Genomic DNA, 18,354 nt, shown 5'->3' with positions numbered 1-18,354 from the left:
TGCGTTGCTTTAGATACGAAAAAGGTATTTATCACTGATTAATAAACAACTAGATTGGAGCTGAAGTCAAAATGAAGAAAAAAATAGGATTTATTGGACTTGGCATTATGGGGGCACCAATGGTTCGCAACCTTTTAAAAAAAGGTAATGATGTGACTGTATACGATATAAATACAACCACAGTTAATATGCTTGCACAAGATGGTGCTAACAAGGCAACTTCTAGTAAGGAAGTAGCATTAACAAGTGATGTGGTGATTACAATGCTACCGCAAGGGGCAGATGTTTTCCAAGCTATTTTCGGCGAACATGGGGTAATGGAAGGTGCTCGTCGGGATATGATTATTATCGACATGAGCTCAGTCACACCGTCAGAATCAAAAGAAATGTTTGAGCTCTCTGCCAATCGAGGCGTCCATTTCCTTGATGCACCAGTTAGTGGTGGAGAGCCGAAGGCAATTGATGGAACATTGACAATTATGGTTGGTGGAAAGGAAGAGATATTTGAAAGGGTAAAAGACATTCTTGGGAATATGGGGAGTAACATCGTCCATGTTGGTGATTCAGGCTGTGGCACGACAGCAAAGCTAGCCAATCAAATAATCGTAAATTTAAATATTGCTGCTATTTCCGAAGCACTTGTGTTAGCGACAAAAGCCGGTATTAATGTGGAGAAAATGTATGAGGCAATTCGTAGTGGATTAGCAGGAAGCACCGTAATGGATGCAAAAATTCCAATGATTCTTGATCGAAACTTTCAAGCGGGAGGCCGTGTCGATATTAATCTGAAAGATATAAAAAATGTAATGAATACTGCACATGAGCTAGCTGTTCCACTGCCATTATCAGCGCAACTTTTAGAGGTTTTTTATAGTTTAAAGGCAGATGGAAAAGAAAGGCTCGATCACGCAAGTATTGTCCAACATTATGAGAAATTAGCGAATGTTGAAGTTTCAAGAGAGGGGCAATCATCATGGTAACGAAAAAAACATCAGAAGTGTTTTCGAGCCTTCTTGAATCGAATCATAAGCAAATTCAAATTCAATTAAAGGATGAGCTAAGTAGTTTTCATCATAAAATCATTGTTCTTGATGATGACCCAACTGGTGTTCAAACCGTTCATGGTGTATCAGTTTATACGGATTGGACAGAAGAAAGTATTAAGCAAGGATTTCGAGAAAAGAATCAAGTTTTTTTTCTGCTAACAAACTCCCGCAGTTTTTCGGCAGAGGAAACAGCAGTCGTCCATCGGGACATCGCTCGCCGGATCCATGCTATTTCTTTGCAAGAAGGAAAGCCCTATGTGTTGATTAGTCGAGGAGATTCCACATTGCGAGGTCATTACCCTCTAGAGACGGAAACTTTGAAAACTTCAATTGAAGAAATTTCTGATACAACGTTTGATGGGGAAATTATTATTCCATTTTTTAAAGAAGGCGGTCGTTTAACAATCCAAAATATTCATTATGTTCAGTATGGAGATGAACTTGTTCCAGCAGGTGAAACTGAATTTGCAAAAGACCGTACTTTTGGTTTTGTTTCCTCTCATTTGGGCGAATGGATTGAAGAAAAAACAAAAGGTGCTTATACAAAAGAAGATACAATTTATATCACGCTTGAAGACTTACGCTCACAAAATCTGAAAGCCATACAAGCGCAATTACTAGCAGCAAAAAATTTTAGGAAAATTGTTGTAAATGCAGCAGCTTATAGCGATGTTGAAATATTTGTTATTGCCTTGCTGCAAGTCATGAAAGCAGGGAAATCATATATTTTTAGGAGTGCCGCTTCTTTAACAAAAGTTTTAGGCGGTATTTCGGATAAGCCGCTTTTATCAAGAGATGAGCTGCTAACAGATAAGTCGTCCAGCGGGGGACTGATTGTAGTTGGTTCCCATGTGCAAAAAACAACAGACCAATTATACGCACTTCTGGATAGTGGTCTTGTCACAGGGGTAGAGCTTGATGTTCATCTTGTGCATGATGATGAGAAGTTTCAACAAGAGGTTCAACGTGTTCGTACTACTTGCGAAGAGCTAATCAGAGCAGGTAAATCTGTTGTGTATTACACTCGTCGCGAGAGGCTAGATTTAGGAGAAAATCAAGGTGAAAACGAACTTCAATTAGCTGTTAAAATTTCAAATGCTGTGACAAGTATTGTTTACAATTTACAGGTACAGCCAAAATACATTGTTGCAAAAGGCGGAATTACTTCTTCAAGCGTGGGTACAATTGGACTATCGGTTAAGCGTGCGACAGTAGCTGGCCAAATAAAACCTGGAATTCCCGTATGGAAAATAGGACAAGAAAGCAAATTCCCCGATTCATCTTACATCATTTTCCCTGGCAATGTCGGCACAATCAATACGCTAAAAGAAGTAATTGAAGTGTTGGAAGGAGAAATAAAGTAACCATTTTGAACATATTTAACCTTTTAGAGAAAAGATAAACCGAACTTCTTGCTACTAATGAAGGCGTTACGGTTTTTCTTTTTATGTTAAACTAGTAGTTTATTCCATAGAAAAGGGAAGTGGAAAAATTGATGATTTGGTGTACATTCTTTCCTATGTATCAGCTAACTAGGAAAAGTTTATGATGAAAACGGTTGTGCAAGCATTTTTTTGTTCGTTATTTATACATATACTATTCATTTTCATTATGTATGGATGGTCATATAGTAAAGAGATTTTCGGAAAGGTAAAACTAGGGGAGAGATATGTAGCAGAAAGTCATACCGATGTGCTATTCGTTTTTATAGGTTCCCCAATCGTTTTTATAGTGACGTCGTTTTTAGGAATAGCAATAGTAAGTGCTTTTCTGATTCGCTTGACTAAAAAATTTCTTAAGGCACGGGGCGTGCAAGAAAACTAGCAAAAGGATTGACTTACTATAAAAAAACATCCAATCTACTAACTTTACAAGTAGATTGGATGTTTTATGTTTAAGCGTTGTGAATCATTTCACCTGAAAGAGCGCGTTTTTCTTGGTCCGTATCAAATTCTTTTTCCATCTTTGATACGACAACTGTTGCTACCCCGTTACCAATTAGGTTAGTGACAGCACGAGCCTCTGACATAAAGCGGTCTACACCTATTAACAGAGCAATACCTTCTACAGGAATCATCGGGAATGCAGCAAGTGTTGCAGCTAGCGTAATAAAGCCTGAGCCTGTGACACCGGCAGCTCCTTTAGAAGTTAACATTAAAATGGCTAGTAAAGTAAGCTGATGCCAAATATCTAAATCTACTCCATAAGCTTGGGCAATAAAAATAGCCGCCATGGATAAATAAATGGAAGTACCGTCCAAGTTAAAAGAGTAACCTGTTGGAATAACAAGTCCAACTACTTGTTTCGAACAACCGTAATTTTCTAATTTGCGCATCATGGAAGGTAGCGCAGATTCAGAAGAAGAAGTACCGATAACGATGAAGATTTCATCTTTAATATATTTAATGAATTTAAAAATACTAAAGCCAAAATAACGTGTAATTAAACCAATAATGACAACTATAAATAGGAACATTGTAATGTACACAGACAGCATTAAGAAACCTAGATTACCAAGTGATTTTAAACCGAAGTTCCCAATTGTGTAACTCATCGCACCAAATGCACCAATTGGAGAAATTTTCATTACCATATTGACAATTTTAAAGAAAATATCTGCAACTTGTTCAAAAAATTTGATAACAGGTTTTGCTGGTTCACCTATAGCAGCAGCAGCTAAACCGAATAATACTGCAGAAAATAAGACAGGCAATAACTCGCCATTTGCTAGTGCGCCAACAACATTATCAGGGATAATTTGCATAATAAATGCGCCAAATCCATGCTCAGCAGCAGCAGCTTGCTCTGTATATTGTGCAACATCTGCAGCATTGGCTGCATCTGTATTAAATCCTTTACCAGGTTGAATAATATTTACTACAAGTAAGCCAATCGCAAGTGCGAAAGTAGAGACAATTTCAAAATAAATTAATGCTTTCCCACCAATTTTTCCGACCTTTTTCACATCGCCCATGCTACCGATTCCGATAACGACAGTTAAGAAAATAATAGGTGCAATTAACATCTTAATTAATTTAATAAATATATCAGCTAATATTTTTAAGCTAGCACCGAACTCTGGGAATGCGGCTCCAACAATAATACCGAGTACGATGGCAATCAGCACTTGTACCGTTAAGTTTTTAAAATTTATACGCATAATACTTCCCCCTTGAAAAATGTATACTTTGTGAACGCTTTCATGTGGTTATCATAGCTGAAATTTTCCGACAATAGTTTTTATGACCGTAAAGTTTCTATTGTTCATTTTGTTCATTTTTCGTTTCGATAGTTGGGAAGTTAGTAATATCAAGGGGTGAAGGCTGTTTTATAGTAGATTATAAATTATTGAATCTATTATAATACAAAAGAAAAAATCCTCACGAAAAGTGAGGATTTAGCCAAAATGACCAAAAGGTTTAGGGAGAAACAATTTTTTGGATTTCAGATAGTATATGATGCTGTTTGACATCTGCTTGATAGATATCATAGACAGGGGCTAGTTTTTCTTGAAAACGTTGTCGTTCTGCATCACTCATTGTGTAAATTTCAAAATCGTTCTCTTGTTGTAGTTTACGTAAATCATTGCCGTTCATAAGAACTGCTTGTTTAAATTGCCAGTCAGTTGTTTCTCTCATCGCTTCCATTAGTTGTTTTTGCACTTTGGGTGGTAGCTGTTCCCAAAATTTTTCATTCATTAAAACCGAATAACCTAAAATACCATGTTTAGTTAATGTCATATTTTTTTGCACTTTGTAAAAGCCCTTGGAAAAAATATTAGATGCCGTGTTCTCTTGTGCATCGATAGCGTGTGCTTCAAGGTCAGTAAAAATTTCACTAAAGGAAATCGATACTGGCGTTGCACCTACTAAGCTGAATTGTTTTTCAAGTGTTTTGCTTGGCATGGTACGTATGCGTAACCCTTGTAAATCCTCAAATGTATGGATTGGACGCTCGGCAGTTAAATGTTTAAAGCCATTATGCCAAAAACCGAGGCCGCGAACATTAAAAGGCTTCAGTTCATCTAGTAATTGTTCACCGATGGGTCCTGTCAACACTTCAAGTACTTCATCATCTGTATGAAAAAGATAGGGTAGATCAAGTACTTGCCAGTCTGGTACGTAAGAAGTCATTTTAGAAAAAGTAGGGATAATCATTTCAACTTTTCCATCTTGTAACGCTTGGAATTCATTTTCATCATTATATAGCGAGGCATTAGGATAGACATGTACTTTAACCTTACCATTTGTTTTTTCTTCAACAAGTTCTGCAAATTTAGTTGCGGCTTGTCCTTTTGGCGTATTTTCCGCTACAACATGACTTAAATGGATCGTAATTTGTTTGTCGAGTCCTTTTTGTTCATCATCATACGGAAGGGTTTTCGAAAACAAAAATCCTTGCTGTATACTAAATACAATCGTTAAAACTAAAACAGTGGCAATCGTTCCAAAAATAAAATTTTTCATATAATACACCCAATTGATTCGTATTTTCACATGTTTTTGTTATTCTAACATAGGAGAAAGCTAATACATAGTAAGAAGGAGGCAATGGTATTGAAATTTCAAAAATTATCAATGAAGGGAAAGATCATGTCTCTTACTTTTTTTATACTCATGCTTTCCTTTAGTATTGGTGGTACGTTTTTACTAGGGTTTGTTATGAACGAGCAAAAAGAAAAGTTAGCAGAACAGGCGTTATTGGTAGCAAAAACCGTATCACAGTTACCAGAATTAAAATCGGCCATTGCAAACAGCGATTTTTTAGAAGCAACTAAACATATTAATCCTGTTGTGGAAGAAATTCGCGATATTAACGGAGCACAGTATATAGTGGTTCTCGATATGCAACGACGCAAGTATTCCCATCCGAACTCTGAAGAAATAGGGACCATATCACAGTCAGGTGATTTAAACGCGGCATTTTCGGAACATTATTATACATCAATCGCGCATGGTGAACATGGCGATATGGTGCGTGCTTTTGTCCCGATTATGAATCATGACGGTGGTCAAATTGGCGTAGTGATTGTAGGGTTTAGTGTGTTAACGGTTAGCGAGCTACTATCGTCTATAGAAAAAGAACTAATCATTACATTAGTCATGTCATTGTTATTTAGTGCATGGGGTGCTCAAACATTAGGGCGACATATGAAAAAGCAAATGTTTGGATTAGAACCACACGAAATTGCTAAAATGTATGTGGAACGAACGGAAACATTTAACGCAATGCATGAGGGAATTATTGCTATTGATAAGGAATTTACAATTACAATTTTTAATGAAAAAGCATGTGATATATTAGGCGTAGCACAACGACCTTCTGCATTAATAGGCAAAAAAATCTTCGAAGTATTACCGGATACACGTCTACCCGAAATATTAGCGCTAGATCGCCCACTATATAATCGTGAACTTTATATCAATAATCATAGTATTATGAGCAATCGTATTCCTATACAGGTGAATGGTGAAACCGTTGGTGCGGTGGCTATGTTCAAGGATCGTACAGAAGTGAAAAAGCTAGCCGAAGAACTTACAGGTGTAAAGGCGTTTGTACAGGCATTACGTGTCCAAACGCATGAACATAAAAATAAATTGCATACGATTGCGGGGCTTTTACAGCTTGGCCATTATGATCAGGCACTTACGTACTTAACGCAAGTAAAAGAAGAACATGATGAAATTACGAAGTTTTTAAATGAGCGCATTAAAAATGAAAATATTTCGGGTCTATTGCTCAGTAAAATTGCTCATGCGAAAGAGCATGGGATTATACTTGAAATAGACAGAGCTAGTCGTCTGACAACATTTCCGAAAAACTTAGATCATCATGATTTTGTTATTATTTTTGGGAATCTAATCGAAAATGCCTTTGATGCATTAAAGGATAGTACGATGGAAGAAAAGGTTGTGCATATTTCGGTGGATGAAGATGAAGATGTACTGGCAATATTAGTAACGGATAACGGTGTCGGCATGTCAGAGACAGTAAAGGCACATATTTTTGATAATGGCTATTCGACTAAAGAAAAAAAAGGTCGAGGGATTGGACTATATTTAATAAAAGAAATTGTCCAAAAAGGACAGGGTGAAATTGAAGTAATAAGTGAGCCGAACAAAGGGACGAGCTTTTTATTAACATTTTATCATTCTTAATATACAGCGATTTTTTCGCTAAATGAGTTGTACTAGAGTATATGGAGGGCTTGACCGTGACACAAATAAACGTGTTATTAATAGAGGACGATCCGATGGTGCGGGAAGTAAACCGTCAATTCATCGAAAAAGTAGCCAGATTTGAGGTAATAGGACAAGCCTCAAACGGCGTAGAGGGCATAGAGAAAATTTGTTCGCTACAACCAGACCTTGTATTTATGGATATTTTTATGCCAGAGCAGGATGGCCTAACAAGCTTGCGGAAAATTCGAGAATTGAAAATACCAGTCGACGTTATTACCGTAACAGCAGCCAATGATATGGAAACAGTTAAACAAGTTTTACATCTTGGTGTCTTCGATTATATCATGAAGCCTTTTTCATTTGAGCGCGTACAAGGAACGCTGGAAAATTATAAGCGCTTTAAGCAACAAATGCAAACAGAAAGAGAATTTACACAAGGAGAGCTCGATCAGTTATTCCATTATCATAATGAACAAGAAAAGCGTGAGCTAGCAAATGAAGAAAAGTCTGAAAAAACGTTGCCGAAAGGCTTTAATCGAGCAACACTTGAAAAAGTGGTCCATTATTTACAATCAGTGGATGGTGCATCAGCAGAAGATGTTGCCAGTGGAGTGGGCATTGCGCGGGTAACAGCAAGACGTTATTTAGATTATTTAGAAAAACAACAGGAAATTACGATGGATGTCCATTACGGTGGCATTGGTCGCCCAATTAATTATTATTTTAGTAAATGACACTAAGATGTGCAGAGCGGAAAGCGCCTATCATAGCTTAGAGCTGGAAAGCAAGAAAGAAACTGGGACAAAACTAAAAAAATTTAAGGAACAGAGGAAAGGTGTTCGTAAATTTTTGCTATTATAGGAACATAGCTGTTATTTGCAAAAAATAGAAGTTTTCACTAGTTATTGGTAGCGAAGGCGATGACTCCTGCTTTAGAACGCACACACCGTAAGACGTAACAAACCTGCGCGTTAGCGAAGGTTGGGGCTTACTGTGCAGAGCGGAAAGCAGCGCCGAAGCGGACAACAACGGTGCAGCAAAAAAGTGTTAGATTGATGACAAACAATCTAACACTTTTTCGTTTTGTTCAAGTACTTATAACATCGCCCTAAGTCCATTAGTAAGGCATAATTTTATCGACAGGTTTAGGCGTTTTAATTTTTGGTAAAATTTTATCAAGTGTCACCGTACGTTGGATCGTATGCGTTGTTTCGTCATTTTCATCGAATTGCTCAAGGAAAGTAATAACCTCTTTTACAATAGGTGTTGGTGTTGAGGCACCGGCAGTGACAGCAACAGTATTAATTCCTTTTAGCCAATCAATTTTAAGTTCCGAAACGTCTGCAATACGATACGAAGGTGTGCCAGCAATTTCTACTGATACTTGTGTAAGACGGTTTGAGTTATTGGATTTTGGATCACCAACAACGATTAGTAAATCAGCTTCCCCTGCTTGTTTCGCAACTGCTTCTTGACGCACTTGTGTCGCTAAACAAATTTCTTTATGAACTTCGATATGTGGGAACTTTTCTTTTAAACTATCCATTAAATGTGCAACGTCCCATTGACTCATAGTCGTTTGGTTCGTGACGAGCAATTTATCATTCGTTAAGTTTAATGCATCAATATCCGATGAAGATTGTACTAAATGAACATGGTCTGGAGCAACACCAATTGCACCCTCTGGCTCTGGATGACCTTTCTTACCGATATAAATAATATCATAGCCTTCAGCTGATTTTTCACGAATTAAATCGTGTGTTACTGTTACGTCAGGACATGTAGCATCAATGGATACTAGGCCTTTGCGTTTCGCAATTTCACGAATTTCAGGTGAAACACCATGTGCTGTGAAAATAACAGTGCCTGTTTCAACCTGTTCAATAATTTCTAAGCGATTATCACCATCTAGTGTAATGATACCATCCTCTTCAAAGGCATCTGTAACATGTTTATTGTGCACAATCATCCCTAAAATGTAGATAGGTCTTGGTAATGTTTTATCGAGTGCGGCGTTACGTGCAATGACCATCGCATCAACAACACCGTAGCAATAGCCACGTGGATTAATTTTTAATACTTGCATGGTTGTGACTCCTTTCAAGCTTACCTACCTACATTATAACGGACAGGCACGGTGAATACAAAGAAACCTTCACTCCATAGGTGGCTGGAAAATGCGCGGCTTCGATGGAAGTGGTTGTCGCGGGGGAGTCGACGCACTTTTTTGCGTTGAACGTCTACTTCTTGATGAACCTGCTACATTGCTAGCAGCGGCTGCATCAGTTGCAGCGGCTGCCGCACCCGCTACCGCTCCAGCTGCAGGGAGCCCTGAAAAACCTTTATATAGTTTTAAAAGGGAAGGAATGTTTTTTACCATAGGCATTGCTTGTTGTATATATGGGGTATACGTTTTGGCAGAGTTAAATAAACTATTTGCCTGTTGTAAAAATGAACCTATTTTAGAAGGTTCCTGTACAGGTGGTGTTGGCATTTGCCCTCCGAATGCCCCCCTCATGCCCCCAGACATTGGAAAGCCACCTGGAATTCGTGGTTGAGGAAAGCCTCCAGGCGGGTAAAAGGACTGCGGTGGCATTTGTGGAGGTGTTGGCATCCGCATTTGCATGGGCATTTGCGCTGGCATTTGCATGCCATTTGGATACATAGGGAATTGATAAGGTGGTCTAAATACCATAATGATCTCCTTTCATTGTACGTTTTGCATTGATGACATACCTGATTATAGATATGATATGCAGACGCTGATGTTAGCGTTCGACAAAGACTAATAACCAGAAAATCGAAGAATTCGTAAGAAATCATTAAAGAAATGCTGTAAAACCTCGTTCCATCAACTACTTTGTAAATAAAATTCTAAAAAAATACACAATATTTTTACTTTGGCAAGCGTATAATAATTTGTTGGTAAGTGCTAACTTAGGCAAAAAGAATGTGTATTATGGATTATATTAGTGAAAAAATGAATATTTGCGAATGGCTTGTAAGAAATATGTTACAGTTATGTAAATGTGGTTTGTTATTTTTACAAAACTGTAATAGTTGGGTCGAATTGAGGAGGGTTTTTGTGACGATTAAATTAAGAAGTGTGTTATCGTTCGGTATTATTATATTGCTTGTTCTAGTAATGGGGATTGTTCAACAACGGAATGCATCTTCGCAGCTAGAGGAAATACAATTAATAAAGGAAAAGACATTTCAATCTACATTGCTAGCAGATGAAATGAAGTTGTCAGTTGTGCAGGTACAACAGTATTTAACAGATATTAGTGCCACACGTGCCCAAAATAATTTAGATGATGGGTTTGATTTGGCACAAAAATATAGTGAAATTTTTTATCGAGACTTAGAACAATTGAAAAGCCTTCATCCCCAACAGCAAGAAAAATTAGATACGATTAAACGTGCATTCGATGCCTACTATAGCACTGGGAAGAAAATGGCAACTAGTTATATAGAAGGTGGCCATGAGGCTGGTAATCAAATAATGCTTGAATTTGATACAACGTCAATAGAAATTAATGAAAAAGTAGATGTATTCCAACAAGAAAGCATTGCCGAAATGCAAAAAACATTAGACAATGTTGAACATCTTGTCGACCATAATAGAGACGTGTTCTTATGGATATTTGGCATTATTTTAGTCATTTGTTTAGCAGTTGGCGTCTTGTTAGTTCGTTCAATTGTTGTGCCAGTCAATAAATTGGCGGCAGCGGCTGAAGTGATTGCAAAAGGCGATTTATGTCAAAAGGATATAGAAGTTCGAACAAATGATGAAATAAGAAAATTAGCCGATTCATTTAATTTGATGAAATCTAATTTACATTCACTTATTCATAACATGACATTGAATGTGGAACATACAACTTCCGCAGCGGAGCAATTAGCAGCTAGTACAGACGAGATATCACAATCTTCAAACGATATAGCCAATCTTGTAGAACGCATGGCATTTAGTGATAATCAATCTGCTGCAACTGGGCGAGAGAGTTCAATTGCGATGGATGAAACTGCACAAGGTGTCCAACGTATTGCAGAAGCTACACAAATGCTTCATACAAAAGCAATTAGTACACAAACTGCTGCAAACGAAGGCGAACAAACCTTACATATTGCAGAAAAGCAAATGTCGATTATTCAACAATCATCCCAATCAACAAGTGATCGAATCAATCAGCTTAGTACTCAATCTGCTGAAATTGTTAATATTACAAAAGTGATTTCTGCTATTACGGAACAAACGAATCTGTTGGCTCTTAATGCCGCGATCGAAGCAGCCCGTGCAGGAGAGCATGGGAAAGGTTTTGCAATTGTTGCAGATGAAGTACGCAAACTAGCAGAGGAATCCAAAGAATCCGCAAAACAAATTGTAGAGCTAGTAACGCTTATTCAACAAGATACACAAGAGGTGGAAAAGGCGGTAGGGGAAACAGTAGGCAATGTTGAGGAAGGTGTGAAATTTATTCGCAATGCCCAATATTCCTTCGATAATATTTTAAAATCAATTGAAGAGATGACGAACCAAATTGAAGATGTCTCGGCTTCAACTCAACAAATTTCAGCAAGTACAGAAGAAATGGCCGCTTCGGTAAATGAAATGTCTTCCTCTGCTGTCCATGCTGCTGAACAGTCCGATGCCGTTGCAGCAACAATTGAAGAACAAGTGGCAACTATACAGGAGATTAACACGGTGGCCAAATCGTTAAGTGAGGAAGCGTTATCAGTGAAAGAAGTTATCAATAAATTTAATATCTAATAAGTTGTCGTTTCATATGCAAAATACAAAAGGCATGACTCCTATACTACTTGGGAGCCATGCCTATTTTAATACCTTTGTAAAGTTGCTATGTTAATGTTGAGTGGGATCGTTTATTTTAGCAGGAGGTGCACACGTATTGGTTGTACAACTTTTCTGTAAAGAACAGGCAGCACATTTCCCTTTTTTCTGTTTCTTAATGCTTTTATATAAAGTAACCCCTGCATAGCTAAAAATAATACTTCCTATGACTATATTGATGATTATCGACATCTTCTACACCTCAAATAAATAGATTCCCAATTGTGTAAACAACGAGTGCAATTAAATAGGCAACAACAAACGGATAAATTGTCGCGAATAACGTCCATTTAGTAGATTGTGTTTCTCTTTTAATAGCGCCAACTGTTGCTAAACAAGGCATATAAAGCAAAACAAAAACTAAAAATGTATAGGCACTTAGTCCATTAAAATGGGTTGTCATAGTGGATGATAATACACCTTCATTGACACCGTAAATAATTGCCATCGTTGAGACAATTACCTCTTTTGCTAAAAAGCCCGAAATAAGGGATGCCCCAGCTTGCCATGTACCAAATCCAAGCGGTATAAAGAGAACTCCAAAAGCGCCGCCAATCATGGCAAGAAAGCTTTCATCCATCGCTACATTAGTGCCATGTGGTCCTAAATAAGATAATAGCCAAATGATAACCGAACCTGCAAAGATAATCGTCCCTGCTTTGCGAAGAAATCCTTTCCCTTTTTCCCATGTTGAACGCCACAGCGTTTTAAGCTGGGGCATATGATAGGACGGCAATTCCACAAAGAAAACCGACGTCTCATTTTTTAGGAGTGTCATAGACAATAACTTTGTAACAATTAACGCTATTACGATTCCTAATAGGTACAAAGAGAAGACAACCAACGATTGATGTTTAGCAAAAAATGCTGCACCAAACAAAGCATAAACTGGTAAACGCGCTGAACAGCTCATAAAAGGTGCTACAAGAATAGTTAGAAGTCTTTCCTTTGGTTGTTCAATTGTTCTCGCCGCCATAATGCCAGGAACATTGCAGCCAAAGCTGATAATCATGGGAATAAAGGCTTTCCCGTTCAGGCCAAAGAATTCCATTATTCGGTCCATGACAACTGCAATTCTTGCCATATAGCCCGAATCCTCTAGTAAAGAAATAAAGAAAAACAGAACAAAGATTTGAGGAATAAAAACGATTACTCCACCAACACCGGCGATAATCCCATCACAAATTAAATGAATAATAAAAGAAGATGCGCCAATGGCCGTTAACCCATTATAAACGGTTTCGCTAAAAGGTCCTCCGACAAAGCGATCCAATAAATCTGAAAGGGGCCCGCCAATCCATGCGAATGTTGCTTGAAACATGAAATACATCAACGCTAAGAAGATTGGTACACCTAAAACAGGATGCGTTAAAATTTTATCTATTTGTTCTGTCCATTGTTTTTCACTTTTCTCTTGAATGACCAATTCATTTTTAAGGGCTGCGATGTAGCTGTCCCGTTGTTTTGTAATGGCACCACTTAACGACTCGCCTATTTCTTCTGTCAGTGCCGTTCGAATCAGTTGAATTTTATGAAAGTAGCCCTCATTTTGTAAGAATACGTCTATAGCTTGATTGCCCATTAAAAATTGAATCGCACACCATCTTCTTTGCTCAGCAGCTACATTTTGTAGCTGTTCTTCAAGTGTTGCAATGGCTGTTTCGATAGGGGAATCGTAGGTTAATGTAAATTGTTGTTCGAGTTGGGAAGAGCTTTCTAATGCTTGATAAATCCCTTCGATGCCTTTCCCTGTACGAGCGACAATTGGAATTACAGGGACACCTAAAGTGCTCTGTAATTTCTCTATGTTAATGGAAATGCCTTTTTTCTTTGCTACGTCCATCATATTTAAGCAAATAAAAACAGGCTTTCTTAGTTCTAACAAATCGAGTGTTAGTTGCATATTTCGTTCAAAATTGGATGCATCGATAATATTTAAAAGCCCATCGATTTGTTCTTCTAATAGAAAAGTAGTAACGACGCTTTCATCTCTAGAAATAGGATTAAGTGTATAAACACCAGGCAAATCGATTATTTCTTTATTGAGTTTCTTTACCTGTCCTACCTTTTTTTCAACCGTTACACCACTCCAATTGCCAACATATTCGTATGAATTTGTTAATGTATTAAATAATGATGTTTTTCCAATATTAGGGTTTCCTATTAAAGCTAATCGCCTCATAATTGTTCTACCTTTATGTTCATTAAGTCTTTTTTACGAAGGCCAATTTTTTGACCTTGGCATTCCATAATACAGGCGCCAGAAAACCAACCTTTTTGAATCATACATACTTGGCAGCCCTCTTTTACGCCAAATGCATTTAAACGTTTCATTAAGAGTGCATCGACTTGCTGTAGGTCTTTAACTTTAACTTTTTCACCCAATTGAACTGCATGAAGGTCCATGAAATCTACCTACTTCCTTGTGAGTGATAATCATTGTCAAAATAAATAATATAGTATCACCTTTTATGTAATCTATCAATAAGAGGTTTACAGTACGGAACTATATGAAAGGAGCTTTGTGCAATAAGCATGGTTGGGGGATAGTTATGCTTTATGAAAGCAGGTAGAAAGTATAGAGAGACAATCCAATAGGGGAAGTTGTCTGTTGCCACTTAAGAGGTGTTATGCAATGTAGCTTGCACCTTATAAAAAAGGCATAACGGACTTTTCCCCAATAGGAAAGTAGTTAGATAGGTTAATGCGCTCCTATCGGCTTATTCGTCATCATCATGATAACGAAGCATGCGATAGCCAACGCGAACGTGTGTCTGGATGTACTTTGGTTGGGCTGGATTATCTTCGATTTTTTTGCGCAGGGTCGCCATAAAAACTCGAAGACTAGGGACGTCCGATTGTAGTACATTTTGCCAAATTTCCTTCAATAAAAAGTTATGTGTCAGCACTTTGCCAACATGCTTGGATAGCACAACTAATAGTTTATATTCGATGGGGGTTAAGTGTACTTCCACACCGTTGACAATCACCGTGTTAGCCAAGTAATCAATTTCTAAATGACCATTGACAAATACGGCTGACTCATTGTCTATCTGATGTTCGCTGACAGTTCTTCTTAAAGCTACTCGAATGCGTGCAAGTAGCTCCTCGACACTAAAAGGTTTTGTAACATAATCATCTGCCCCTGCATCAAGTGCATTAATTTTATCGAGCTCTGCACCGCGGGCACTCACAACGATAATCGGCGTTTGGGTCCAACTGCGGAGTTTGTGAATAAAGTCTAGACCATCCATATCAGGCAAGCCTAAATCAAGGATAATTACATTCGGTTTGAACGTTATGGCTTTTTGTAAAGCACTTGAACCATCTTGCATAATATCGAATTCATAATTTTGGGTAGTCAAGGTCATTTTAATTAAATTGCCAATTGCTATGTCGTCTTCTACGACTAAAATCCGTTTATTCATCGATACTGACAACTCCTTTTTTTAAAGTAAAACGAAAGATGGTTCCGTTCGGGTAGTTATCTTCAACTACTAATTTACTATTGTGTAAAGTTAAAATCGTCTGACATAATGCTAATCCTAACCCTAAGCCTCTTCGGCTATCACTGCGCTGCACTTTCCCTGTAATAAATGGTTCAAATAGCTTTTCTTTTAATGAATCGTCAATACCTGGTCCATTATCAGCTATACTAAAATGTACATATTCGCCTTCCTCTTTTGCGATAAAAGAGATGTCACTACCAGCAGGTGTATATGTTAGTGCATTATTGATAATATTAATAAGCACTTGAATAATCAGGCGTGCATCCATTAAAGCCATAACTAATTCGGGCTCTACATGATAAGAAATATGATGCGTATTGTTGCGTGGAATTACATGTAGCAACGCTTCTTGAATAATATCCTCTACTAGCTCCAACTGCATCTCGAGGGCAAATTGTCCATCCTCTAACATCGAAACGGCTAGTAAGTTTTCGACCATTTGCACAAGCCATCTTGAATTTTTATAGATATCTTCATATAATCGAGTTTTTTCTGTATCTGGAATTTGAACTGTATTTGTTAACAATATATCGGCATTCCCAGAAATCGTAGTCAGTGGTGTCCGTAAATCATGCGAGATAGCACGCAAAAGATTCGCTCGCATTTGTTCAAGTTCAGCTTCTCTTGCCACTTTTTCATTTAAGTTTTGCAAATACCATTTATCTAATGCAAACGAAAAATCATTCATAATGGCATTTAAAATATGGCGCTCAAATGCAGGTAATGGGGTTTGCTTTGAAAGCGCAATGCCAACGACACCCTTTACACTGCCACTTGAAAGAACGGGCATATAATAGCCGTTTACTTCTGGGAAAATGTCAGTGGACACGCCAGCAAAATGGTTATTATTGATGACCCAATGAATGACGCCTAGTTCATTTGTATTTTTAAATAAGGTAGCTACTTTCGTATTCTCCGTATTTGATAGCGTTGGTGTTGGAAAAAAAACAGATTTAGCAATCATGTTATTTTCTATTTCAAAAAATTGGACAGGTTTCTCTACTAATTTAACAATTTGAGACATGCCTTCCATAATAATATCTTCGATGGACTTAGCATGTTGTAATTTGCGATTCGTTTCAAGCAACACTTCCATTCGATAGGATTTTCGGACGGCTACGATGGCCTGCTCTTTTATCTTTTTCGTTAAGCTACTTGTAATAATGCCAGAGAAAAACATAATTATAAATGTCATCGGATAGTCTCGATGATATGCTTCCAGTGAAAATCGTGGCTCTGTAAATAAAAAGTTGAACAGTAGTACAGCTACAGCCGAGCTAATAATAGTCATGAGCCATCCAGATGACCAAATAGCAAGAATTAACACACTAAGAATATAAATGGTAATAATATTCGATTCGCTGACACCCATTGTGAAGAAAAATAAGGCTAAACATGACGCCAAGCTAAACACGACGGACATCTTTAACAAATCTAACCATTCAAAAGTTAGTCGATTGCGAAGATCTGGAAAATAAAATTGCTCGTTTTCTTGGTCTGGCACGATATGAATAGCGAGATTAGGCACATAATCATTGAGTCGATCAATGATTTTTGCATTGGGCTGCCACCATTTCTTTTTCATCACCGTCCTGCCGAGTACCAGTTTTGTGACGCCACTCATTTGAGCATAATTAGCAAGCGCCGCTGCGACATCATTCTCCTGCACGATTACGACATGTCCACCAAGTTGTTCGGTCAATTTAATATGTTGTTGTAAGCGCTCGGAGTTCGCGTCGTTATCGTCACCTTCTTTCACCTTTTGTACATAAAGCGCCGTGAATTTACCATGTAAGGCTTGAGCAAGTCTGGCAGCAGTGCGAATAACTTTTGCATTGGTTGGGGAGCTACTAATACCAACTAAAATATGCTCTTCAATTTGTGCCGTTTGCCTAATCGATTCGCTGTCATTTATTTGTTTGTAATTAATCGTATCTGCCGTTCTACGCAGGGCAATTTCCCGCAATGCTACTAAATTTTGTTTGCGAAAAAAAGATGCTAACGCTTTTTCAGCTTGTTGTTTGGAATATATTTTTCCTTCTATTAAGCGTTGGATTAACTCATCTGGTTCGATATCTACAATTTTAATAAGTGCGGCTTGATCGATTAAATAATCTGGAATACGTTCGCGGACTTTTACCCCTGTAATTTCTTCTACAACATCATGAAGACTTTCGATATGTTGAATATTAACGGTTGTATAGACATGAATGCCCTTTGCTAGCAATTCTTCCACGTCTCCAAAACGTTTTGTATGTCGCATAACCGGAACGTTGCTATGAGCCAACTCATCGATAAGGACAATTTCCGGTTTACGCTCCAATACCGCATCAATATCCAATTCTTGAAAAGTTCTCCCTTTATAATGGATTGTTCTAGTAGGTATTTGTTCAAGCCCATCAAGTAATGCTAATGTTTCTGGTCGAGGATGTGGCTCTATATAGCCAATTACTACATCTTTTCCAAGTTTTTTTGCTAAATGTGCGGCATCTAGCATAGCATACGTTTTTCCGACGCCGGCTGCATACCCAATAAATATCTTCAATCTACCGACAGTTGTTTGTTCCTGATGAAACCTCGTTAAAAGCTCTTCGGGAGTGGGGCGCATTTTTTCCATCATCCTTCACCTCATTTGTATTATAGCGTTATCTGCCATTAAGAAAGTGTAAAGATTTAACACCTTTATCGTTTCTTAATACAAAGAAGCGATTTCCTAACACTACATTAATTTGAAAGTCAGTATGATAAAAACATCAAATAGA

The 18,354-nt window shown here is 37.8% G+C and carries 14 protein-coding genes; 5 read left to right on the top strand and 9 right to left on the bottom strand.

Translation table 11 applies throughout. From position 1 onward, the window contains the following. The first annotated feature begins 71 nt into the window (after nt 1-71). Nucleotides 72-980: a 2-hydroxy-3-oxopropionate reductase gene (garR, locus tag MHH88_RS14355; protein ID WP_339258902.1), complete on the top strand. Its 909-nt coding sequence runs from the start codon at nt 72-74 to the stop codon at nt 978-980. Continuing rightward, entirely contained in the window at nt 974-2,410 is a 1,437-nt protein-coding gene (locus tag MHH88_RS14350; protein ID WP_339258900.1) for a four-carbon acid sugar kinase family protein, read from the top strand. Before garR ends, MHH88_RS14350 begins: the two co-directional genes overlap by 7 nt. A 530-nt stretch (nt 2,411-2,940) precedes the next feature. Here MHH88_RS14350 and MHH88_RS14345 read toward each other — a convergent pair. Together MHH88_RS14345 and MHH88_RS14340 are read right to left on the bottom strand one after the other, a co-directional pair. Further along, complete coding sequence (locus MHH88_RS14345; protein ID WP_069513580.1) at nt 2,941-4,206, bottom strand: dicarboxylate/amino acid:cation symporter; 1,266 nt, start codon at nt 4,204-4,206, stop codon at nt 2,941-2,943. Nucleotides 4,207-4,465: 259 nt separating this feature from the next. After that, the gene (locus MHH88_RS14340) at nt 4,466-5,512 is read right to left on the bottom strand and encodes a TRAP transporter substrate-binding protein (protein WP_339258897.1); all 1,047 of its coding nucleotides are present in this window, start codon (nt 5,510-5,512) and stop codon (nt 4,466-4,468) included. A gap of 150 nt (nt 5,513-5,662) precedes the next feature. Between MHH88_RS14340 and MHH88_RS14335 the strand changes: the two genes are divergently transcribed. After that, nucleotides 5,663-7,204 carry a sensor histidine kinase gene (locus MHH88_RS14335; RefSeq protein WP_339263074.1) on the top strand — a complete coding sequence of 514 codons (1,542 nt, stop codon included), beginning with the start codon at nt 5,663-5,665 and terminating at the stop codon, nt 7,202-7,204. A gap of 56 nt (nt 7,205-7,260) precedes the next feature. After that, nucleotides 7,261-7,962, top strand: coding sequence for a response regulator (locus tag MHH88_RS14330; RefSeq protein ID WP_339258895.1), 702 nt, complete (start codon nt 7,261-7,263; stop codon nt 7,960-7,962). Between the two features lie 383 nt (nt 7,963-8,345). On the opposite strand, the gene MHH88_RS14325 is transcribed toward MHH88_RS14330, so the two are convergent. Both MHH88_RS14325 and MHH88_RS14320 read right to left on the bottom strand, forming a co-directional pair. Further along, nucleotides 8,346-9,314, bottom strand: a complete 969-nt coding sequence (locus tag MHH88_RS14325; protein ID WP_069513585.1) for a 4-hydroxy-3-methylbut-2-enyl diphosphate reductase — start codon at nt 9,312-9,314, stop codon at nt 8,346-8,348. 69 nt (nt 9,315-9,383) lie between these two features. Continuing rightward, nucleotides 9,384-9,923 carry a 4-hydroxy-3-methylbut-2-enyl diphosphate reductase gene (locus MHH88_RS14320; protein WP_339258892.1) on the bottom strand — a complete coding sequence of 180 codons (540 nt, stop codon included), beginning with the start codon at nt 9,921-9,923 and terminating at the stop codon, nt 9,384-9,386. 390 nt (nt 9,924-10,313) lie between these two features. On the opposite strand from MHH88_RS14320, the gene MHH88_RS14315 reads away from it, so the two are divergent. Next, nucleotides 10,314-12,002, top strand: coding sequence for a methyl-accepting chemotaxis protein (locus tag MHH88_RS14315; protein ID WP_069513588.1), 1,689 nt, complete (start codon nt 10,314-10,316; stop codon nt 12,000-12,002). Nucleotides 12,003-12,095: 93 nt separating this feature from the next. On the opposite strand, the gene MHH88_RS14310 is transcribed toward MHH88_RS14315, so the two are convergent. The 5 genes from MHH88_RS14310 to MHH88_RS14290 form a co-directional block, all read right to left on the bottom strand. After that, on the bottom strand, nt 12,096-12,269 hold the full coding sequence (locus MHH88_RS14310) for a FeoB-associated Cys-rich membrane protein (protein WP_339263072.1): 174 nt from the start codon (nt 12,267-12,269) through the stop codon (nt 12,096-12,098). A gap of 16 nt (nt 12,270-12,285) precedes the next feature. Continuing rightward, complete coding sequence (gene feoB / locus MHH88_RS14305) at nt 12,286-14,265, bottom strand: ferrous iron transport protein B (protein ID WP_339258889.1); 1,980 nt, start codon at nt 14,263-14,265, stop codon at nt 12,286-12,288. Then, nucleotides 14,262-14,489, bottom strand: a complete 228-nt coding sequence (locus tag MHH88_RS14300; protein ID WP_069513592.1) for a FeoA family protein — start codon at nt 14,487-14,489, stop codon at nt 14,262-14,264. The genes feoB and MHH88_RS14300 overlap by 4 nt, the downstream gene beginning before the upstream one ends. A 314-nt stretch (nt 14,490-14,803) precedes the next feature. Beyond that, entirely contained in the window at nt 14,804-15,511 is a 708-nt protein-coding gene (locus tag MHH88_RS14295) for a response regulator transcription factor (RefSeq protein ID WP_339258887.1), read from the bottom strand. Further along, nucleotides 15,504-18,212, bottom strand: a complete 2,709-nt coding sequence (locus MHH88_RS14290) for a sensor histidine kinase KdpD (RefSeq protein ID WP_339258885.1) — start codon at nt 18,210-18,212, stop codon at nt 15,504-15,506. The genes MHH88_RS14295 and MHH88_RS14290 overlap by 8 nt, the downstream gene beginning before the upstream one ends. Between the last annotated feature and the right edge of the window lie 142 nt (nt 18,213-18,354).

The sequence above is a fragment of the Lysinibacillus sp. FSL K6-3209 genome (genome assembly GCF_037976175.1).
In the GTDB taxonomy this organism is placed as follows: Bacteria; Bacillota; Bacilli; order Bacillales_A; family Planococcaceae; genus Lysinibacillus; species Lysinibacillus sphaericus_D.
The sequence above is the reverse complement of the archived record's forward strand: the minus strand, read 5'-3'. Positions and strand labels throughout refer to the sequence as shown.

Coding starts and splice junctions, on each gene's coding strand:
- garR (WP_339258902.1), top strand. CDS start 72: ATGAAGAAAAAAATAGGATTTATTGGACTTGGCATTATGGGGGCACCA.
- MHH88_RS14350 (WP_339258900.1), top strand. CDS start 974: ATGGTAACGAAAAAAACATCAGAAGTGTTTTCGAGCCTTCTTGAATCG.
- MHH88_RS14345 (WP_069513580.1), bottom strand. CDS start 4,206: ATGCGTATAAATTTTAAAAACTTAACGGTACAAGTGCTGATTGCCATC.
- MHH88_RS14340 (WP_339258897.1), bottom strand. CDS start 5,512: ATGAAAAATTTTATTTTTGGAACGATTGCCACTGTTTTAGTTTTAACG.
- MHH88_RS14335 (WP_339263074.1), top strand. CDS start 5,663: ATGCTTTCCTTTAGTATTGGTGGTACGTTTTTACTAGGGTTTGTTATG.
- MHH88_RS14325 (WP_069513585.1), bottom strand. CDS start 9,314: ATGCAAGTATTAAAAATTAATCCACGTGGCTATTGCTACGGTGTTGTT.
- MHH88_RS14320 (WP_339258892.1), bottom strand. CDS start 9,923: ATGGTATTTAGACCACCTTATCAATTCCCTATGTATCCAAATGGCATG.
- feoB (WP_339258889.1), bottom strand. CDS start 14,265: ATGAGGCGATTAGCTTTAATAGGAAACCCTAATATTGGAAAAACATCA.
- MHH88_RS14300 (WP_069513592.1), bottom strand. CDS start 14,489: ATGGACCTTCATGCAGTTCAATTGGGTGAAAAAGTTAAAGTTAAAGAC.
- MHH88_RS14295 (WP_339258887.1), bottom strand. CDS start 15,511: ATGAATAAACGGATTTTAGTCGTAGAAGACGACATAGCAATTGGCAAT.
- MHH88_RS14290 (WP_339258885.1), bottom strand. CDS start 18,212: ATGATGGAAAAAATGCGCCCCACTCCCGAAGAGCTTTTAACGAGGTTT.